Here is an 18,998-nt window from a genome sequence, read left to right on the forward strand (position 1 = left end):
GTGATGACTGCCCGGATCGTGGCCTTGCGCCTGATCCGGGCTGCCTCTCAAGGATGACAGCTGTTGAAGGTTACAGGCGCTGCAGAATCAAACTGCCCGCGGGCCCTGCAACACCAGGCAGGCCGGGTTCGCCCGGTCTGCCTGGCTTGCCGCCGTCCGCGCGGTAGACGATGCAGCCCTTCGAAGCGCCGCCTTTGCCTGCCTTGCCGCCTTCACCACCCTTGCCTGCCGCGCCACCCGCAACATTCACCTTGATACGCTCGGCCGGAAAGCTCTGTGGCAGCTCCAGACGAACCTGCGCACCGGCTGCGCCGTCGTGGCCGTTGCCGCCACTATCACCGTTGTAACCACGCCCGGCCTGGCCCCAGGTGCAGCCCGGCTCTTCGCCCGTGCCGCCATCGAGCCCGACATAGCCTGGGCTGCCCGCGCCGCCGCGTGCATCGATCGACAGTTGTTCGGCATTCAGGCTCTGTAGACGCAGGGTCAGATTGCGCCCCGGCAGTGCAGGCTTCTCGAACGTGCCCGGAGCGCCTCGCGCAGTGATCTGGCTACCGGTGCCGAATTCACCATGCACCACGACAAGGTTGAACGCCTGGACACCGGGGACGATGGCAATCCGCGCTTCGTGCCCCAGCACCAGTTCGCCGATCTTTACGTCATCGATACCGGCCGGGATCAGCAGGGTGCCGTAGTCGGCCACTTCAAGGCGCTCGACCTGCAAAACGCTGCTGTTGCCAGGCAGACGCATGAGCGAGTGTGGCGCGACGATAATCGCCTGAGCCAAGGCCATAGGGCTGAACAGTGCAGCCAGCAGAACGAGCTTACGCATGAGAGTGCCCTGTGGCCGAACGGCCGATGGATTGAACATGAAAGATGCCGAACAGGATGATTTTGCCCCGGTCGCGCCAAGGATGCCTGCGACCGCGCAGGCTGCCGTTGAACAGGATCAGTTCGAGCAAGTGAGTCAACAACAGCACGGCACCCGCCATGTCGATCATCACGCCAAACGGGCTGGGCGCTTCAATGACCGCATTGGCCAGCACCACCAGCCAGAAGCCCAGCATCAAGATCTTTCCCAGCCCCCAAAACACCTTCATCGCCTGCCCCCTTTGTCATGATCCGTTACGAAAGCGCAGTCTGCGCGCGCTTTTCGTCGCCGCACAGTAGACGTGCTGTACGCCGAATATGCCAGCAGTGTATTGAAAAAGATCAAGCATAGATCGTTGTCGTCAGTCTGTGGGCGTTCGCCTGATACTGACGGCTGTTCAGAGCGGGTCCGGCAGGCTAGTCTTGTCAGTCAACCAGAGGACTTTCGATGACCGTCGGCTACTCATCCCGCACGCCGCAGCAAGCGCTGGCTGCCCTGCTCGACCGTTACGCACCCCAGCGTCTGCTGTTGATCGGCGCTCAGGCGTTCCCTGCGTTACAAGCCTTTCAGGAAGCACACCCGCAGACCGAGGTGGCGCTGGCCGAACCTGGTCCCCTGCCCGCAGATCTGGCGGCGCAACGTTTCGATCTGGCGCTGGTGGTCGATTGCCTGGAGCACATCCCCAAGCGTACCGGACTGGAGCTGTTGGGCGGCATCCGCAACCTTAACGCCAGCCGCATCGCGGTACTGGCCGACTTGCAGGCCTGCGGCTGGCAGGAGACCGACTTTTTCTCGCTGGCCCTGCAATCCAGCGAACGCTTCACCCGCGACGAGCAGGTCCTGAACCTGTTCACCTACGACCTGCGCGAATACAAACAGGTGCCCGACTGGCTGAACGCGAAGTATTGGGCCAACCCGGAGAATTTTGGAAAGTATTGGTGGTGACCTATGAGTAGTGCTATTTGCCCGTGCGGCAGCGGCGATCTGTTGCTGGCCTGCTGCGGTCATTATCACGCTGGCCAGCCTGCGCCTTGCGCGGAAAAACTGATGCGCTCGCGCTACAGCGCCTACGTGCTCGGGCTGACTGATTATCTGGTCCAGACGACGCTGCCTGTTCAGCAAAGCGGGTTGAACCGTGAGGCCATTGCCCAGTGGAGCGCGCAGAGCACCTGGCTGGGGCTGGAGGTAGAAAGTTCGGAGGTATTCGGCGGCAAGCCCGAGCATGCCTTTGTGACCTTCACTGCCCGTTGGCACGACGGTAACGGTGAACACAGCCACAAGGAGCGCTCGTCGTTCGTGCAGAATCAGGGCCGCTGGTACTTTATCGATTCCACCGTCCCGCTCAAGGCCGGACGCAATGACGCGTGTCCGTGTGGCAGCGAACAGAAATTCAAGAAATGCTGCTCGCCTTATGTGGTTTGAGATAGTCGAGATGATCGTTCCGCACGCTACAACGTAGGAATGCCGTGCGTGAGCCCTGCGCCGCACCATCACGCTCAAGACCGGACGCAGAGCGTCCAGAACGGCATGACGACGCGGAGCGTCGCACGATAGTCATGGTCACGCTCCGGTGGACACAAGTCGACCTAGAACTCCAGCTGCGCCGAGAACGCTACAGTGCGCGGGTCGCCCAGGTAGCTGCTGTTGAGCCAGTATTCCTTGTTGGCCAGGTTGCTGACGTTGACCCGCAGGGTCAGGTCGTTTTCCGAGACGCGCATGCGATAGCGGGCACCGGCGTCGAAGGTGGTAAAGGACGGCAGGTCGTTTTCGTTGCTTTGGTCGGTGTATTGCTTGCCGGTATAAAACGCGCCACCGGTTACCGCCAGCCCAGGCACCGGGTTGATGTCGTATTCGGCATAGACCTTGGCCAGTTGCTTGGCGACGTTGGTCGGTGCGTTGCCTTCATCTGCGGCAATGCCGGTTTTCTTGATCTTCGGGTCCAGCAAGGTAAAGCCGCCGACCAGTGTCAGTTCCGGAACGACCTTGCCGGTCACGCTGAACTCCAGGCCGCTGTTTTCCTGACGTCCGTCCACCACGTAAATATTCGAGGCCGTGGTGTAGCCGTTGGGCTTCTCGATGTTGAACAGCGCCAGGGTAAACAGGGTTTCACCCAACGTCGCCTTGGCACCGATTTCATATTGCTCGCTGACTTCCGGTGCGAATGCCTGGCCGGCATTGGCCGCGCCGCTCGGGGCGACACCGCCGGATTGCAGACCTTCTATATAGGTGGCGTAAGTGGTCAGCCACGGCAGCGGCTTGTAGACCAGCGAGATGTTTGGCGAGGTCTTGCTTTCGTTGTATTTGGTCTCGGTCTCTGCGGAGCCGAAGGCCTTGGCGTAAACGAACTCGTTGGCGTAAGTCTTGATCTGCGTGTTGGTCACGCCAAGAATCGCCGACCATTGCTCGTTGAAGGTGATGATGTCGCCGATCAGGAAGTTGTTGCTCTCCGAGCTATTGGCCAGACGCTGGTTGCCGTGGCCAATCGAGTACGACGGTTTGCCGACCTGAGGTGTCTGGTCGAGCGGTATCGTGCCGACTGGCGAGGTGTATTGCGGACCAGGCTGACCAGGCGTGTACGGGATGTGGTCTTCGTACTGCTTCTGGCGAGATGTGTTGCCCTGGTACCCCATCGTGACTTTGTGGCCGAGAAAACCGGTATCGAATGCTGCATCCAGAAACAGCGAGCCGGTCTTTTCTTCGGTTTCGATCGGTGCGAAGGCGTACAACGGCTGCGAATACAGACCCGCGCTGTAAACAGTCGGCCCGGTATAGGTGTTTTCCGAAGTGTACTGCTGGGCTGCAAAGGCCGCGCGCAAGGTGAATGTATCGTTCAAGCGCCATTTGGCGCGTACGCCCGCCTTGTCGGATTCATAATCGGAAAACGACCATTTCTGGCTGTAGAGTTTGTCGTTGTCCAGCGAGGCTGCGCTTGGGCGTAACGACTGGTCACCGAAGTACCAGTAGCTGGTCAGGCCGCGAATTTCGGTCTTTTTGTGTGAAGCGTCGAACTGCACCAGCAGGTCGTCGGAGACGTTCCAGTCCAGCGCCAGGGAAATCATTTCGCGACGACGCTTGTTCATGTCGACAGCGGTTTCGCCATCCTGAGTCAACACGTTCAGGCGATAGGCAAACTTGCCTTCGCTGTCGATCGGCCCGCCGAAATCGCCATGCAGGTAGTAGTTCTCGCCACCGGCATTGCCAAGCGTGACACTGTTATAGCGTTCGTAAGTAGGGCGCTTGATGACGTAGTTGACCAGCCCGCCCGGCGAGGCCGGGCCATACAGGAAACCGGTCAGACCGGTGATGACTTCCAGCTGTTCCATCTCTTCAATGTAGTTGCTGCCATCCGCACCATTGGTAAAGCGCAAGCCGTCATTGGCGATGTTCAGGCTGCCCGAGCTGCTGAAACCACGAATGTTGACGGCGCTGGCATAACCGGCGCTGGTCGGCGAGTACATCTGGGTAAACGGGTTGTGCTTGATGACATCGTCGAGCGAGGTGGCCTGAATGTTTTTCAGTAGAGCCTGAGGCGTCACACTGATGGAGTACGGCGCGTCCTGCAGTTTCATGCCGCCCAGTGCACCGACGCTGCTGATGTTCTCGCTGCGATAACCTGCAGCTTCCGAGCCTTCGGCGGGCGCGCTGTTGGCGTTGATGTTCACGTCCGACAGGTTCAAGGCGTTCTGCTCCATGACCATCAGCGTGTAGGTCCCGGCGCTGCTCTGCACCAGTTGCAGGCCGCTGCCACGCAACGCCTCACGCAAGGCTGTCGCCGCGTCGAAATTCCCCTTCACCGCTGGGCTTGTTTTGTCAGCAACCAGCGCAGGATCGAGGCTCAATGCAAGACCACCCTGGCTGGAAATCTGGTTCAGCGTGGTCGCCAGGGGGCCTGCAGGCAGGTCATAGGCAACCACGCTGGCCTGCTGCGCGGCCATCAGCAGCGGGCTGGCCAGCGGCGTGCACAGGGCAATCGCCACGGCCAACAGACTGGGACGCAGAAGGGTGTCTAACGAACGGGACATCGGGCAACTCCTGATGGAATATTTCTCAATGCCTGTTAGCCGAGCGAAAGTTCGAAAGTAACAGAGCTGATTGAAAATAATTCCGTTTCAGGATTCAGTTGGCCCGCAGCATTACTCCGGAATGACCTTCAGGTGAGAAGTATCGGGAGCCGCCTGCGACTCGGGCCTTTCGGCCTGCCCCATGTCGCTGCCCACCGGTGCCAGGCTCAACCGGGAAAGATCCAGCAGTGGCGCTGCGGGCTGAGGTTTGGCGGGCGACAGGTCGGCCCCCGCTTCGGCCACCGAATAGTCCGGCGCATCGACATTTTCGAAAGCAGCCATATACGCGTCACGCGGTTTGATCTGCAGACGGCCCGTACCCGACTGCGGGCCAGCCGGAGATTTACGCAACCAGGTCGGTGCGTCGGGCGGCGGCGCCAGTTCGACCTCTTCCATGGGCAGCGGCGTATTCATTTCCAGCACATGGACCCGTGCGCCTGCCCGCTCCAGCGTAGCGCGGTATTTTTCAGCGGTTGCCGCATCGAGATTGTTTTTCAGGACCAGTCGGCGCCCGGAGAACAGAAGCTCCAGACGCTCGGCGTCGGCATTGAACAGCTTGCCAAGGTTGGCCCTGACCTTCTCGGGCTGGGCTCCGGCGACCAGTTCGGCACTGAAGACAATTTCGTAGACATTCATGGAGACACCGGTAAGCACGTCAATAAAAAGTATGGCGTAGCATCAGACAGCGCAACAAGCGCGTTACCCTTGACCGTCGAGTTGTTAGACTCAGGCGTCAAACGGAGCACATCCATGTTTTTTCAGGCGCACATTACAAGAATCATAAGCCTCGCGCTGGTCATGTTCGGTCTCAGCGGATGCTCGTTACTGAGCTTTGACAGCGTGCAGGATCCGGAAGTGCATTTGCTCAAAGTCCAGGTGGTCAAGGCAAGGCTGACACAACAGGATTTCAAACTGTATTTCGAGGTCGATAACCCCAACGACTCGGACCTGTTCGTACGCGGCCTGAACTATAAGATCTCGCTTAATGACGTTGTGCTCGCTGACGACCAATTCAGTGATTGGTTTTTCGTCGATGCGCATAGCCGGAAAACCTTTGTGGTGCCTGTTCGTACCAACCTGTGGCGTTACGCGAAATACATCGCTCAACTGCTGAAAAAACCTGATGAGCTGATCCATTACCGGCTTGAAGGCAAGCTCAAGACCGGAATGCTGTTCAGGCACAACGTGCGGATCGGCAAAACCGGCGACGTGGCACCAGATGAGCTGATTCAACGCAAATAATCACGTGGCCTAACCGCCCAGCTTGCCCTTGATCAGCTCCAGCAGAAACTTCCAGATATCCGCCGCCCACAATGCCCGATTGATTGCGCTGATCAACGCGCCACCAAACGAGCCCAACAGAAAGCCCACGCCTGTGATGTTGCGAGGGTCGGCCACCCCCAGATAATCACTGGCGATGCCGGTGAGAAACACCGCACAGGCCACGCCGGTGACCAGAAAAACCAGCCAGGCACGCCAGTCGAGCAAGCCGGCCTTATGCCACCAGCCAGAGATGATTGCACCCACCAGACCGGCGACCAGCCATTCGCCTCTGTCTGCCAAACCATTCAAGATATCCATCGGACCTGACTCCGCTCAAGAAATACAGCCGTTCACGAAAACAGAAATTCAGACGCTGAGAGCCTGCCATTCGAATGGCAGGGAACGGGTTGCTGAGGGTCATCCGGGTTGACGTTCGGGCCCGCCCTGCCCTTTATCGCTTCCTTGCGCGTATTGCGGGTCGATGCGGCGGCGGTATGTGAAGCTGGAACCAAAAAGTTCAGCATACTTAAAAATAAAGTGAAACGTTTGCCATCAAACGTGGCGGAGCACCGTATAAAGGCTCAATTATCGATATAGCGCTGCCAGCCGATCCTTACCGAACCGTCTGGCTGACGGTCGACCTCGATCCCTTCGGTTTCTTCGATTTCCCGGAGCACCACGTTCCAGCTGTCCACAGGCTCATCGTCGCGTCGGGCTACGATGACCCACTGGATCTTCTGAACATTCGGCGCAGATACCAGCCGTTGAATGCGCTTGCCGATCTGTTCATAAGACGACGCACCTGTCGGCCCATTACGAGTGCCAGTCATGACTGCCTCCCGGAGATAACTGTATATAAATACAGTATTCCAGCTGCAAGACCTGCGCAAGCACTTCGTAGGACGCGCCCCGCCTCACGTCGCGACGGATAACGCCCGCAAGCCTTGTAAAACAAGGCTCATAGCCTGGCGGTCATTCTCACAGCTACACCAATGATGCGACAGTCGGCACCGCACTCGATCATTTTGTACGCAGGATTCAAGGGCTTCAGGTAGCGCGTGCCGCCGTCCTCGACCAGCTTCTTGAAGGTTGCCTCGTTGCTGGCGGGCAGCTTGGCGATCACGAGCTTGCCGGGCTGCACATCGGCTTCTGTATCAACCAGAATCATCATCCCCTCTGGCACGCTGACGCCAGTGGGTGCAGTCATCGAGTCACCCTTGACCTCCAGCCAGAACGCCGGGCCCTTGGAGTCGTAATCGGAGATTTCATAGCGATCGGAAAAACCGTCGGGGTAAGGCTCGACGGCTTCCTCCCAGGAACCTGCCGACACCCAGCTGATTACCGGATAACGAAAGGACATGTTCGGCTGATCGATCAGGGCAACGTTGGCGTCAAAGGGGGCGTCCTTTTCAGGCCCTTCGCCAATCGCCAGCCACTCGGCACGAAAGCCCGTGGCCCGCGCCAGTGCATAGAGGTTTTCCGGCCGCAGGCTTTTGCTTTCGCCGCTGATCCATTGGGTGACGGCAGAATTGGCAACGCCGCACTGTGCGGCAATTTCCCCTTTCTTCATGCCGCTGGCGGCAATTGCCCTGGCGATACGCTCTTGTCGGGTCATAACGTTGGCTCTGCGCATGAAAATACAAAGACGCTGAAAAACGCCCGAAAAAATAAGCATACTTAAATTTGCAGTAATATGTGAATCGAAATATGTCGATACTGCTTCGTCCCGATTTGCTGGATAATGCGCGCCAGATTTATTTGCGGAGTAAAACCGATGAACCAGCAAGCCCATGTTCATGGCCCCGATTGCAACCACGACCATGATCACGATCATCACGACCACCAGCATGGCCACGTGCACGGTCCGAACTGCGGGCATGCCCACCAGGAACCGGTGCGCAACACCCTGAAAGATGTAGGTCGCAACGACCCTTGCCCGTGCGGCAGCGACAAGAAATTCAAGAAATGCCACGGCGCGTAAAGCGTTGAGCGTTCTTCTGACGGCCTGCATGAGCAGGCCGTTTTCATTTGCGCGCGTCTTCACACGCAGTGGAGCGAGAGGCGTGTGGCCAGCTTCTGCAAAATCCTGAAATAAACTCGCCCTCCCCGCTTGCGCGCTGACGGCCTGCTCTCTAACGTAGCGACTTTTGTACGTTACCCCTCCAGGAGCTTGCCCATGGCCTCGCCAGCCCTTCGTCATTTTCTACCCCGATTCGGCGCTGCCGCCGCTGCGGCGAGTTTCCTGAGCCTTGCCGGCTGCCAGTTGGGCGGCGGTGATCCAGAGACCGTACTGCCTGCTTCCGGGACGTTCCCGCTCAAAGGGCTGGCGCAAAACGTTTCCGTGCGCCGCAACAACATGGGCATGCCGCTGATTGAAAGCAGCACGTATCACGATGCGCTGTTCACCCTCGGATACATCCATGCCGGTGACCGCATCGGTCAGATGCTCGGCATGCGCCTGCTGGCGCAGGGCCGTTTGTCGGAAATGGCCGGGGCGGACGCGCTGGAAGTCGACCGTTTGATGCGCTCGGTCAACCTCAAGCAAAACGCCAGCGACCTGTATAACGCCGCCTCGCCTCGCTTGAAGCGCTTCTTCGACGTCTATGCGCGCGGCGTTAACGCTTACCTGTTCCGCTACCGCGACAAGCTGCCGGCCGATGTCGCCAATTCGGGCTACAAGCCGGAGTACTGGAAACCGGAAGACTCGGCGCTGATCTTCAGCCTGCTCAATTTCAGCCTGTCGGTGAACCTGCAGGAAGAGCTTTCGGCGCTGGTGCTGGCGCAGAAAGTCGGGGCAGACAAACTTGCCTGGCTGCTGCCGACCTACCCTGACGAAGAACTGCCATTTGCCGAAGCCGACAAGCTCAAGGGCCTGAACCTGAATAATCAGGTCAATGGCCTGAGCGACCTGAACAAGATCGCCTTGCAGCTCTCGGACCTGAACATGCTTGGCGTTGCAGCCTCCAGCAACTGGGCCATCGCGCCGCAACGCAGCCGAAGCGGCAAGAGCCTGCTGGCCAGCGACATGCAACTGCCTGCCGGGCTCAACTCCGCCTGGAGCTTCGTGCAGATCCGAGCGCCGAAATATCAGGTGTCCGGTGTTTCCATCGCAGGCTTGCCGCTGGTCCTGAGCGGCTTCAACGGCAAGCTGGCGTGGAGCATGAGCAACGTCAAGGGCGACAACCAGGACCTGTTTCTGGAGAAGATCAAGCGCGAAGGCAACCGCGTGTCTTATATGGCTGACGGCAAATGGCTGCCCGCTACTGCCCATCAGGAGACCTTTCTGGTCAAGGGTGGTAGCCCGCTTCGCGAAACCGTATACGAAACCCGCCACGGCGCGCTGCTCAACGCATCTGCAACGCCACCGGACAATGGCTTGAGCCTGGCGCTGCAAGTACCCAACTTCAAGGACGACAAGAGCCTGGACGCATTCTTTGATCTGTCCCGCGCACCTAACGTCGAGAAGGCCTTCGACACCAGCCGCGAGATTCGTGCGATTACCCTGAACATGATCTTCGCCGATGCCTCGAACATTGGCTGGCAGGTCACCGGCCGTTTCCCGAACCGCCGTGAAGGCCAGGGCCTGCTGCCTTCGCCGGGCTGGGATGGCAAATACGACTGGGACGGTTTCGCCGACTCGATGCTCCATCCTTACGACCAAGACCCGCGTCAGGGCTGGCTAGCGGCGGCTAACCAGCGCACGATTCCGAAAGGCTATGGCATGCAGCTTTCCAACTCGTGGGGCTACCCGGAGCGTGCCGAGCGTATCGCCGAGCTGGCCAACAGCGGCAAGCAGGACCTGCGCAGCACCATCGCCATGCAGTACGACCAGACCACGACATTCGCGGCCAAACTCAAGACCATGTTCCAGGCACCGGGCATGAGCAAGCCGCTCAAGCAGGCCATCGACGCCCTGCCGGAAGCGGATCGTAACAAGGCCCGCGAAGCGTTCACGCGCCTGATGGCATTCGATGGCAAGCTCAGCGCAACGTCGGCTGACGCTGCGCTGTACGAGCTGTTTCTGCAGGAAAGCGCCAAGCAGATTTTCCTTGATGAACTGGGCCCGGAAACCAGTCCTGCCTGGCAGGCGCTGGTGGCCAACGCCAGCTCGTCGTATTCGCCGCAAGCCGACCATTTGCTGGGCCGTGATGACAGCCCGTACTGGGATGACGTCAAAACCCCGCAGAAAGAAGACAAGCCAGCCATCCTGGCGCGCAGTCTGGCGGCTGCTGTCACCAGTGGCGACAGCCTGTTGGGTAGCGATCACAAGGCCTGGCAATGGGGCAAGCTGCACCGCGACAACTGGACCTCGACCAGCCCGCTCGCCAAACAGTTGGGTGGCGGCGAGTTCAATCGCGGTGCCTCTCCGGCAGGTGGTGACCACAGCACGCTGAACGTGTCCGGTTTCGAGTGGGGTAAAGGCTTCGATACACACGTGGCCCCCGGCCTGCGCATGATCGTCGACTTCAGCCTTGTCGAGCCCATGACCGGCCTGATCAGCACCGGCCAGTCCGGCAACCCGGCCAGCCCGTTTTATGCCAACAGCATCGAGCCGTGGCAGAAAGGTCAATACATGTCGATCCCGCTGCAACAGCAGAACTATGAAAAAGGCTACGGCAAGCAACGCCTGACACTCACGCCGGGCAAGTAAGCGCCGAAAACCGGACGCGGAGCGTCCAGAACGGCATACCCACGCGGAGCATGGGCACGATAGTGTTCTCCCGAACGCCTATCGTTCCGAATGCTCCAGCGAGCATACCTACGCGGAGCAGGCTCCCGAACGCCCGTTCCCAAGCTCCAACAGGCATATACCCACGCGGAGCAGGCTCCCGAACGCCTATCGTTCCCACGCTCCGCGTGGTAATGCATTTCGTGACGCTCCGCNAGGTTCGGCTCAGGTCACCTTTTCGCCCCTCGGCGACCTACTTTGATGGGGCCAAAGTAGGCAAATCCCCTCGCTCCTGTTTCCGGCCCGACTTCGTCGGGTTCCTTCGCCCTGTCACTCAGGTCGCACTCTGCGTCGTCATTGCCATCGTGATAAAAAAGCGCTTTTATGCACAGTAGTGTTATTTCGGATATTTATCGTTCATCACGCTCCGTAGCGCACGCAAACTCCCCGAACTTCCCGCCCTGCCCCGGCTCATAGCTAACAAGCCCATCCATACGGTTGCCTCATGGATCTTGTCGTTGCTCGTCCCGAAGGTTTGTACTGCCCACCCGGTGATTTCTATATCGACCCGTGGCGCCCGGTCGAACGGGCCGTCATTACCCATGCGCATGGCGACCACGCCCGTACCGGCAATCAGCATTATCTGTCGGCGGCAAGTGGCGAGGGCATTCTGCGTTCGCGCCTTGGCCAGGACATCAACCTGCAGACCCTGGAATACGGCGAAACCATCACCCATCACGGGGTAAAACTCAGCCTGCACCCGGCCGGGCATGTGCTGGGGTCGGCGCAGGTGCGGCTGGAATACCAAGGCGAAGTCTGGGTGGCTTCCGGGGATTACAAAGTCGAACCAGACGGCACCTGTGCGGCATTCGAACCGGTGCGCTGTCATACCTTTATTACCGAATCGACCTTCGGCCTGCCGATCTATCGCTGGGCACCGCAGTCGCAGATTTTTGAAGGCATCAACCAGTGGTGGCGTGGCAATGCGGCTCAGGGCAAGGCCAGCGTGCTGTTCGCCTACTCGTTCGGCAAGGCGCAACGCATTCTGCATGGCATTGATTCCCAGATCGGACCGATTCTGGTGCATGGCGCTGTCGAGCCGTTGAACCGGGTCTACCGCGAAGGCGGCATTCGTATTCCGGAAACCCAATACGCTGGCGACTTCAAAAAGACTGATCCGGCCCTGCGCCAGGCGTTGATTCTCGCCCCGCCCTCGGCCGGTGGCAGCAGTTGGATGAAGCGCTTCGGCGAATACAGCGATGCCTTTGCCAGCGGCTGGATGATGCTGCGCGGCACTCGACGTCGGCGTGGCGTGGATCGCGGTTTCGTGCTGTCCGATCACGCCGACTGGCCGGGCTTGCTTTGGGCCATCGAACAGACTGGTGCCGAGCGGGTCATGGTCACCCACGGTTCGGTCGGCATACTGGTGCGTTATCTGCGCGAACTGGGTCTGGATGCGCAAGGCTTCAGCACCGAATACGGCGATGAAGAAGACAGCAATCCGGCGACGGCAGAGCCTGAGGCAGCAACTGCGGGGGCGGCTCAGTCATGAAAGCCTTCGCGGAACTCTACGCACAGCTGGACGCAACCACATCGAGCAACGCCAAACTTGCCGCGATGCGTGACTATTTCGAGAAAGCGGCTGCAGAGGATGCTGCCTGGGCCGTGTACTTCCTGTCCGGTGGACGCCCCAGGCAACTGGTGCCGACCCGCGTGTTGCGCGAGCAGGCAATGACCCTGGCGAATCTGCCGGAGTGGCTGTTCGAAGAGAGCTATCAGGCGGTCGGCGATCTGGCGGAGACCTTGTCGTTGTTACTGCCCCAGGCCGATCACAGCAATGACGAGGGCCTGGCCACCTGGATGGAAGAAAAATTGCTGCCGTTACGCGGGCTGCCGCCCGAAGAGCTGGCAGCCCGCCTGCCGATGTTCTGGTCACAACTGGACCGCAGCAGCCTGATGGTCTGTATCAAACTGATCACCGGCAGTTTCCGGGTTGGCGTGTCGAAACTGCTGGTGACGCGCGCACTGGCTGCGCTGGCCGATATCGACAGCAAGCGCGTCGCCCAACGACTGGTTGGCTATACCGACCTGTCACATCGGCCCAGCGCCGAGCGTTACCTGAAACTGATCGCGCCTGAATCCGAAGACGAGCACGCACAACGTGGCGGTCAGCCCTATCCGTTTTTTCTTGCCCATTCCCTGCAACAGCCCGCCGATCAGTTTGAGGAGTTGCTCGGGGCGGCCGAGAACTGGCAGGTGGAATGGAAGTGGGACGGTATTCGCGCGCAACTGGTCAAACGTGACGGACGCTTGTGGATCTGGTCGCGCGGCGAAGAGCTGGTCACCGACCGGTTTCCCGAGCTGCACAGCCTGGCGCAGTGCCTGCCTGACGGCACAGTTATCGACGGAGAAATCGTCGTCTGGAAAGCCCCCGAGCCGAGCCCCGATAGCGGCGCTGAATTTGCGTTGAACGGTGATGCCACCGCATCGTTACCTTCGGTTCAGCCCTTTGCCCTGCTGCAACAAAGGATTGGCCGCAAGACCCTCGGCAAGAAAATTCTCGCTGACGTTCCCGTGGTGGTGCTGGCCTATGACCTGCTTGAATGGCAAGGCGATGAATGGCGCAGCCGACCGCAACATGAACGTCGCACACAACTGGAAACCTTGATCGAAAGCGTCCAGAGTGAGGTGCTGATGCCCTCCCCGCTACTCACCGGCAAGGATTGGCTTGATCTGGCGACTCAACGTGAAGCCTCTCGCAGCCTGGGCGTCGAGGGCATGATGCTCAAGGCCCGCGACTCGCTGTACGGCGTCGGTCGCACCAAGGACATGGGCGTGTGGTGGAAATGGAAAATCGACCCGTTCAGTGTCGATGCCGTGCTGATCTACGCGCAACGCGGCCACGGCCGACGTGCCAGCCTGTACAGCGACTACACCTTTGCGGTGTGGGACGGCCCGCCCGACGCCAGTGAGCGCACGTTGGTGCCATTCGCCAAAGCCTACTCAGGGCTGACCGATGAGGAAATGCGCAAGGTCGACGCCATCGTTCGTAAAACCACCGTGGAAAAATTCGGCCCGGTGAGCAGCGTCACGCCGACGCTGGTATTCGAACTGGGCTTTGAAGGCATCGCCTTGTCAAAGCGCCACAAGAGCGGCATTGCGGTGCGCTTCCCGCGTATGTTGCGCTGGCGGCAGGACAAGCCGGTGGCCGAAGCCGACAGCCTGGCGTCATTACAGGACCTGCTGAACTAGAGCACCAAAAAGGCGCACGAGAAATACCGTGCACCTTTTTGAAACACCGACGAACGAATCATCCCGTCTCCATGCAGGAAACTTCCCGATTCGTTACCAATCTTCCGCTCTTTCTTACCTGAACAAGCATCTTGTGTCGGACCGGGCGATGAACACCAGCCCTGTAAGCGCGCATGGGCGGCCTATTGCCAGCCGTTTATATGAAATAGCGACAACCCCTTATATTTCAAACGCACGTTCGTTCCTCTGGTTCGGAAATTGCTAACCAATGCCTGTCTGGCACTTGCCGGTAGCACGCTTCGCGTATTCCCAACGCCCCATTTAAGGTTTTAAGGACTGAACAATGAAAAAAGCATGGCTGACTCTTTCTGCACTGGCTCTGTGCATCGCCGCCGGTAACACCATGGCCAAGGAATACAAGGAACTGCGCTTCGGCGTCGATCCATCTTACGCACCGTTTGAATCCAAAGCCGCCGACGGCAGCCTGGTCGGCTTCGATATCGACCTGGGCAACGCGATCTGCAAAGAGCTGAAAGTCACCTGCAAATGGGTTGAAAGCGATTTCGACGGCATGATCCCCGGCCTCAAGGCACGCAAGTTCGACGGCGTGATTTCCTCGATGACCGTGACCCCTGCTCGCGAAAAAGTCATCGACTTCTCCAACGAATTGTTTTCCGGCCCGACCTCGCTGGTGTTCAAGAAAGGTGCAGGCTTTACCGCCGACCCGGCCAGCCTGAAAGGCAAGACTGTGGGCTATGAGCAAGGCACTATCCAGGAAGCCTACGCCAAGGCCGTACTGGACAAGGCCGGTGTATCCACCAAGGCCTACGCCAACCAGGACCAGGTTTACGCTGACCTGACTTCGGGCCGTCTGGACGCCTCGATCCAGGACATGCTGCAAGCCGAACTGGGTTTCCTGAAGTCGCCAGCCGGTGCCGACTATGAAGTCAGCAAGCCTATCGACGACAAATTGCTGCCAGCCAAAACTGCCATCGGCATCGCCAAGGGCAACAAGGAGCTGAAAGCGCTGCTGGATAAAGGCATCAAGGCGATGCACGACGACGGCACCTACGCCGAAATCCAGAAAAAGCATTTTGGCGACCTGAACCTGTACAGCGGCAAATAACACCCCGACGCCTATCGATTTCGGCGATGATTCGCCGCCCAATCGATGGGCGTCTCTGTTTTTGAAAGCAAGGCCTATCCATGCTCGATGCACTCATGCAAAACCTGGGACTCTCGGCATTTAGCCTGAAGGGCTTTGGCCCGCTGTTGCTGGAAGGCACCTGGATGACCATAAAACTGGCTGTGCTGTCCCTCGCGCTGAGCATTCTGCTCGGGCTGATCGGGGCAAGCGCCAAACTGTCGAGCTCGGCGCTGCTGCGCGTTCCGGCACAAATTTATACAACACTGATCCGCGGTATCCCGGATCTGGTGTTGATGCTGTTGATTTTCTACAGCCTGCAAACCTGGCTGACCATGCTCACCGACGCAATGGAATGGGAATACATCGAGATCAACCCGTTCGGCGCGGGTGTCATCACTCTGGGCTTCATTTATGGGGCATATTTCACCGAGACGTTTCGCGGTGCGATTCTGTCCGTGCCTCGCGGTCAGGTGGAAGCGGCAACCGCCTACGGCTTGAAACGCGGCCAGCGATTTCGCTACGTTGTGTTCCCGCAAATGATGCGTTACGCACTGCCGGGGATCGGCAATAACTGGCAGGTACTGCTCAAGGCTACGGCGCTGGTATCGATCATCGGCCTGGCTGATCTGGTCAAGGCCTCGCAGGACGCTGGCAAAAGTACCTATCAGTTGTTCTACTTTCTGGTGTTGGCGGCATTGATCTACCTGCTGATCACCAGCGCCTCGAACTTCGCCCTGCGTTGGGCTGAACGGCACTATGCCGCAGGCAGCCGGGAGGCACAGCGATGATCGAATTGTTACAGGAATACTGGAAACCCTTCCTTTATACAGACGGCGTAAACATCACCGGGCTGGCCATGACCATGTGGCTGCTCAGCGCCTCTATCGCCATCGGCTTCTGCGTGTCGATCCCGCTGTCGATTGCACGGGTGTCGAAAAACCGCTGGGTACGCTGGCCAGTGCAGTTCTACACCTACCTGTTTCGCGGCACGCCCCTCTATATACAGTTGCTGATTTGCTACACCGGCATTTACAGCATTGCTGCGGTGCGTGAACAGCCGATGCTGGATGCGTTTTTTCGCGATGCGATGAACTGCACAATCCTGGCCTTCACCCTGAATACCTGTGCGTACACCACAGAGATCTTTGCCGGTGCGATCCGCAGCATGGCCCACGGCGAAGTCGAAGCGGCCAAAGCCTACGGCCTGACCGGCTGGAAGCTTTACGCCTACGTCATCATGCCGTCGGTGCTTCGCCGGTCGCTGCCGTACTACAGCAATGAAGTGATCCTGATGCTGCACTCGACCACGGTGGCCTTTACCGCTACGGTGCCGGACATATTGAAAGTGGCGCGGGATGCCAATTCTGCGACCTTCATGACCTTCCAGTCCTTCGGTATCGCCGCCGTCATGTACCTGACCGTGACGTTCATTCTGGTCGGGCTGTTCCGCCTTGCCGAACGCCGCTGGCTGGCCTTTCTCGGCCCGGCCCACTAATCAGGACTGAACATGCGCCATCACACCCATGACTTGCTGTCGCCAGTGCCAGGCACTGCCCGGCAGGTCCACAGCTTTCACTACGGTCCGCAAAACGGGTCCGGCAAGGTTTATATCCAGGCTTCACTGCATGCGGACGAACTGCCGGGCATGCTGGTTGCCTGGTACCTGAAGCAGCGTCTGGCCGAACTGGAAAGTGCTGGTCGCCTGCTGGGTGAAGTCGTCGTAGTGCCGGTCGCCAACCCGATTGGTCTGGAACAGGTCCTGATGGACACACCTTTGGGCCGCTACGAGCTGGAAAGCGGCCAGAATTTCAATCGCTGGTTCAGCGACCTTGGCGCGCAGGTCGGCGATGATATCGAAGCCCGGCTGACTGCTGATGCAGAGCACAACGTCGCACTGGTGCGGGACAGCCTGAGAGCGGCGCTGGATGCCGTACCCGCAAACACCCAATTGCAATCGCTGCGCCTGACCCTGCAGCGCCTGGCTTGCGATGCCGACATGGTGCTGGACCTGCACTGTGATTTCGAATCGGTCGAGCATCTGTACACCACGCCCGAAGCCTGGCCGAAAGTCGAGCCGCTGTCGCGCTACCTGGGCGCGCAGGCCAGCCTGCTGGCGACCGACTCGGGTGGCCAGTCGTTCGACGAATGCTTCACGCTGGTCTGGTGGCAATTGCAGCAACGCTTCGGTGAGCGCTTTCCGATCCCCATGGGCAGCTTCTCGGTGACACTGGAGTTGCGCGGGCAAGGCGATGTAAACCATGCCCTCGCCAGCCGTGACTGTCAGGCCATCATTCATTACCTGATCGACGCAGGCATCATCGACGGCGAACTCCAGCCGCTGCCCGAACTGCTCTATCCCGCTACGCCATTGGCAGCGGTCGAACCGGTGACCACGCCAGTCGGCGGCCTGCTGGTGTTCTGCGCGATGCCCGGCGAACACGTCGAGGCTGGCCAACTGATTGCCGAGGTCATCGACCCGATCAGCGACACCGTGGCCTGCATCCATGCCTTGAACGCGGGCCTGCTGTACGCCCGCTCGCTGCGCCGCATGGCGACTGCCGGCATGGTCATTGCGCACATCGCTGGCACCCAGGCCTATCGCAGCGGCTATCTACTTTCTCCTTGAGGACCTGTCATGTACAAACTGACCATCGATGGCCTGCACAAAAGCTATGGCGACAACAAAGTGCTCAAAGGCGTATCGCTCAAGGCCAGCAGCGGTGACGTGATCTGCCTGATCGGCGCCAGTGGCTCCGGCAAGAGCACCTTTCTGCGCTGCATCAACTTTCTCGAACAGCCCAATGACGGGGCAATGAGCCTGGACGGCAAGCAAGTGCGCATGGTCAGCGACAAGGACGGCATGCGCGTTGCCGACGCGGATGAACTGCAGCGCATCCGCACGCGGCTGGCGATGGTGTTTCAGCACTTCAACCTGTGGGCGCACATGACCGTGCTGGAAAACATCACCATGGCTCCACGCCGCGTACTGGGAGTGCCCAAGGCCGAAGCCGAGGCCCGCGCGCGCAAGTACCTGGAGAAGGTCGGGCTGCCGGAGCGTGTCGCCGATCAGTACCCGGCGTTCCTGTCGGGCGGCCAGCAGCAGCGCGTGGCCATTGCCCGTGCACTGGCAATGGAGCCGGAAATCATGCTGTTCGACGAACCCACCTCGGCACTGGACCCGGAGCTGGTCGGTGAAGTGCTGAAGGTCATTCAGGGCCTGGCCGAAGAAGGCCGGACCATGATTCTGGTGACACACGAGATGGGCTTTGCGCGCAAGGTTGCGAGCCAGGTGGTGTTCCTGCACCAAGGCCAGATAGAAGAATCCGGCCACCCGGACGAGGTGCTCAACAATCCGAAAAGCGAGCGCTTACAGCAGTTTTTGAGTGGCAATCTGAAATAGCGCTTTTTGTGTATGAAGCCGGAAACGCCAGGTAACCGGAACTGAAATATCCACGACTATAGTCCCCACTCCAGCGTGGGGATGCAGTGCTCGACGCTCTGCGTCGCACGATAGTTGAGATTATCGTTCCGCACGCTCCAGCGTGGGAATGCAGGTCTCGACGCTCTGCGTCGCCAGGAGGACGCGGAGCGTCCGGAAAGGCATGCGACGCGGAGCGACGCACGATGGTTGAGATTATCGTTCCGCATGCTCCAGCGTGGGAATGCAGGTCTCGACGCTCTGCGTCGCCAGGAGGACGCGGAGCGTCCGGAAAGGCATGCGACGCGGAGCGACGCACG

Annotated in this window: 19 protein-coding genes; 12 read left to right on the forward strand and 7 right to left on the reverse strand. The window is 59.4% G+C overall.

The window, feature by feature from the left end:
• Positions 1-70: 70 nt before the first annotated feature.
• Entirely contained in the window at positions 71-829 is a 759-nt protein-coding gene (locus AO068_RS10770) for a hypothetical protein (RefSeq protein ID WP_058402133.1), read from the reverse strand.
• Positions 822-1,097 (reverse strand): DUF1145 domain-containing protein, encoded by a 276-nt coding sequence (locus AO068_RS10775; RefSeq protein ID WP_004657499.1) that lies wholly within the window; start codon positions 1,095-1,097, stop codon positions 822-824. The genes AO068_RS10770 and AO068_RS10775 overlap by 8 nt, the downstream gene beginning before the upstream one ends.
• 218 nt (positions 1,098-1,315) lie before the next feature.
• Between AO068_RS10775 and AO068_RS10780 the strand changes: the two genes are divergently transcribed.
• Together AO068_RS10780 and AO068_RS10785 are read left to right on the forward strand one after the other, a co-directional pair.
• Entirely contained in the window at positions 1,316-1,813 is a 498-nt protein-coding gene (locus AO068_RS10780; protein ID WP_058408354.1) for a DUF6231 family protein, read from the forward strand.
• A 3-nt stretch (positions 1,814-1,816) separates the two neighbouring features.
• Positions 1,817-2,290, forward strand: a complete 474-nt coding sequence (locus AO068_RS10785) for a YchJ family protein (RefSeq protein WP_058408355.1) — start codon at positions 1,817-1,819, stop codon at positions 2,288-2,290.
• A gap of 164 nt (positions 2,291-2,454) precedes the next feature.
• Here the strand turns inward: AO068_RS10785 and AO068_RS10790 are convergent, their stop codons facing one another.
• Both AO068_RS10790 and AO068_RS10795 read right to left on the reverse strand, forming a co-directional pair.
• Complete coding sequence (locus AO068_RS10790; RefSeq protein WP_058408356.1) at positions 2,455-4,890, reverse strand: TonB-dependent receptor; 2,436 nt, start codon at positions 4,888-4,890, stop codon at positions 2,455-2,457.
• Between the two features lie 111 nt (positions 4,891-5,001).
• Entirely contained in the window at positions 5,002-5,565 is a 564-nt protein-coding gene (locus AO068_RS10795; RefSeq protein ID WP_058401654.1) for a hypothetical protein, read from the reverse strand.
• A gap of 114 nt (positions 5,566-5,679) precedes the next feature.
• Between AO068_RS10795 and AO068_RS10800 the strand changes: the two genes are divergently transcribed.
• Positions 5,680-6,171, forward strand: coding sequence for an LEA type 2 family protein (locus AO068_RS10800; protein ID WP_005743218.1), 492 nt, complete (start codon positions 5,680-5,682; stop codon positions 6,169-6,171).
• Between the two features lie 9 nt (positions 6,172-6,180).
• On the opposite strand, the gene AO068_RS10805 is transcribed toward AO068_RS10800, so the two are convergent.
• The 3 genes from AO068_RS10805 to AO068_RS10815 form a co-directional block, all read right to left on the reverse strand.
• Positions 6,181-6,510 carry a hypothetical protein gene (locus AO068_RS10805; protein WP_058408357.1) on the reverse strand — a complete coding sequence of 110 codons (330 nt, stop codon included), beginning with the start codon at positions 6,508-6,510 and terminating at the stop codon, positions 6,181-6,183.
• 263 nt (positions 6,511-6,773) lie between these two features.
• A complete protein-coding gene (locus AO068_RS10810) occupies positions 6,774-7,022 on the reverse strand; it encodes a DUF1654 domain-containing protein (RefSeq protein ID WP_057455702.1) in 249 nt (82 codons plus the stop codon).
• Between the two features lie 128 nt (positions 7,023-7,150).
• Complete coding sequence (locus AO068_RS10815) at positions 7,151-7,807, reverse strand: LexA family protein (protein ID WP_054996890.1); 657 nt, start codon at positions 7,805-7,807, stop codon at positions 7,151-7,153.
• Between the two features lie 159 nt (positions 7,808-7,966).
• Between AO068_RS10815 and AO068_RS26855 the strand changes: the two genes are divergently transcribed.
• From AO068_RS26855 to AO068_RS10855, 9 genes are all read left to right on the forward strand, one after another.
• Positions 7,967-8,173 carry an SEC-C metal-binding domain-containing protein gene (locus AO068_RS26855; protein WP_002554826.1) on the forward strand — a complete coding sequence of 69 codons (207 nt, stop codon included), beginning with the start codon at positions 7,967-7,969 and terminating at the stop codon, positions 8,171-8,173.
• A gap of 195 nt (positions 8,174-8,368) precedes the next feature.
• A complete protein-coding gene (locus tag AO068_RS10820) occupies positions 8,369-10,843 on the forward strand; it encodes a penicillin acylase family protein (RefSeq protein WP_058408358.1) in 2,475 nt (824 codons plus the stop codon).
• Between the two features lie 523 nt (positions 10,844-11,366).
• Positions 11,367-12,413 (forward strand): ligase-associated DNA damage response exonuclease, encoded by a 1,047-nt coding sequence (locus tag AO068_RS10825; RefSeq protein WP_058401651.1) that lies wholly within the window; start codon positions 11,367-11,369, stop codon positions 12,411-12,413.
• Positions 12,410-14,113, forward strand: coding sequence for an ATP-dependent DNA ligase (locus tag AO068_RS10830; protein WP_058408359.1), 1,704 nt, complete (start codon positions 12,410-12,412; stop codon positions 14,111-14,113). Before AO068_RS10825 ends, AO068_RS10830 begins: the two co-directional genes overlap by 4 nt.
• 343 nt (positions 14,114-14,456) lie before the next feature.
• Positions 14,457-15,239 carry a transporter substrate-binding domain-containing protein gene (locus tag AO068_RS10835; RefSeq protein ID WP_058401649.1) on the forward strand — a complete coding sequence of 261 codons (783 nt, stop codon included), beginning with the start codon at positions 14,457-14,459 and terminating at the stop codon, positions 15,237-15,239.
• 80 nt (positions 15,240-15,319) lie between these two features.
• Positions 15,320-16,048, forward strand: coding sequence for an ABC transporter permease (locus AO068_RS10840; RefSeq protein ID WP_002554830.1), 729 nt, complete (start codon positions 15,320-15,322; stop codon positions 16,046-16,048).
• Entirely contained in the window at positions 16,045-16,755 is a 711-nt protein-coding gene (locus AO068_RS10845; protein ID WP_002554831.1) for an ABC transporter permease, read from the forward strand. Before AO068_RS10840 ends, AO068_RS10845 begins: the two co-directional genes overlap by 4 nt.
• A 12-nt stretch (positions 16,756-16,767) precedes the next feature.
• The gene (locus AO068_RS10850) at positions 16,768-17,886 is read left to right on the forward strand and encodes a succinylglutamate desuccinylase/aspartoacylase family protein (RefSeq protein ID WP_058408360.1); all 1,119 of its coding nucleotides are present in this window, start codon (positions 16,768-16,770) and stop codon (positions 17,884-17,886) included.
• 9 nt (positions 17,887-17,895) lie between these two features.
• A complete protein-coding gene (locus tag AO068_RS10855) occupies positions 17,896-18,660 on the forward strand; it encodes an ABC transporter ATP-binding protein (protein ID WP_002554833.1) in 765 nt (254 codons plus the stop codon).
• Positions 18,661-18,998: the final 338 nt, after the last annotated feature.

This window comes from Pseudomonas sp. ICMP 3272 (assembly GCF_001466905.1).
Taxonomy (GTDB): domain Bacteria; phylum Pseudomonadota; class Gammaproteobacteria; order Pseudomonadales; family Pseudomonadaceae; genus Aquipseudomonas; species Aquipseudomonas amygdali.